At 74.8% G+C, this 1415-nt stretch carries 1 protein-coding gene; it reads left to right on the plus strand.

What is annotated here, in order from left to right:
* Window positions 1-210 precede the first annotated feature (210 nt).
* A partial coding sequence (locus FV218_RS22390; RefSeq protein WP_246685241.1) for an MFS transporter occupies window positions 211-1415 on the plus strand: 1205 nt, incomplete at its 3' end.

The following is a 1415-nucleotide window of genomic DNA, read 5'->3' on the forward strand; positions in this document are numbered from 1 at the left end:
GCATGGGGACGGAGCATGGGGACGGGCCATCGACGGAACGTCGCGGGATCGCCCGCCTTGAACCTGGGGCCCCGGTCGTCTAGGCATGAAAACCGAAGCCCGCCAATGATTTAGTGTGATTCCAAACAACCGCCCGGACCCCCTGCCATCGACGATCCGGCCGGCGGTCGGCCGATGCGCGCGGGGATGCCCCGGCGGGCGGGAATGGTGATGGGCGCCTTGGCCTTCGCGGACCGGATCGGGGCGGGCCTCGCGGCCCTGCGGCCCCTCGCGCCGTTCTTCTGCCTGTACGTGTCGTTCGGGGCGACCCTCGGCTTCCTGTCGGGCGGGGCGCCCCTGATCCTGCGGGCGCGCGGCCTGGAGCTCGCCGAAATCGGCCTGCTGCAGCTCATCAACCTGCCGGTGGGCCTCACCTTCCTGTGGGCCGCCGCCCTCGACCGGGTCCGGCTGCCGTTCCTCGCGCACCGCGTCGGCTGGATCGCCGCCGCGCAGGCGACGACGGTCGCCCTGCTGCTCGTGCTCAGTCTCGGCGAGCACTGGCCGCTCCCGGCCCTCCTGGCCCTGGCCATCGTGGCCTGCGCCGGCAGCGCCACCATGGACATCGCCCTGGAGGCCCTGGTGGTGGAGACCGTGCCGGCGGAGCGGCGGGCCTATGTCGCCTCGGCGAAGCTCTGCGGCGCCTCCCTCGGGGGCATCCTCGGCGTGGGCATCCTCGTCGGGTCCTACGACAGGATCGGCTGGCACGCGGCCATCCTGGCCTGCGCCGCCCTGAACGCGGCGGCCCTGGTGCCGATCCTCGCCTATCCGGAACGGCGCCTGCACGGGGCCGGGGGCGCGCCGGAGCGGTGGTCGGGGTCGCTCGCACGCCTGCGCGCCCTGGTGTCGCGCATCCTCGTCCTCGGGGCCTACTTCGCCGCCGCCTACCTCATCTCGGGGCCCAACACCCTGGCGCTCCTCGACCTCGGGGTCCCGCTGCCGCAGGTCGGCTTCCTGACCGGCACGGTCCTGCCCGGCGTCAACCTCTGCATGGCCCTGGTGGCGGGCGGGCTGGCCGCGCGCTTCGGCACCGTCGGCCTCATCACCGTCGGCGGGCTCGGCGTCCTCGCCTCCGGTGGCCTGATGGCCGCCGCCTGCGCCGCCGGGGCGGTGGGGCTCGCCGTGGCGGCGACGGTCCTGAACTTCGTCTGCGGCGGCCTCCTCGGCGTGCCGGTGTTCAACATGATCTACCGCTGGGCCCAGGGTCCCCGGCCCGCCACGGACTACGCCCTGCTGTTCGGGGCGGCCTTCTTCGCGGCGATGCCCCTGCGCGTGGCGTCCCCGGCGCTCGCCGGCTGGCTCGGGTGGCCGGGCTACTTCGCGGCGGCGCTGCCGGTCTACGCCGCCGCCGTCGTCGCCCTCGCCGCCATGGTGGCGCG

It is taken from the genome of Methylobacterium sp. WL69, from assembly GCF_008039485.1.
Taxonomy (GTDB): Bacteria; Pseudomonadota; Alphaproteobacteria; order Rhizobiales; family Beijerinckiaceae; genus Methylobacterium.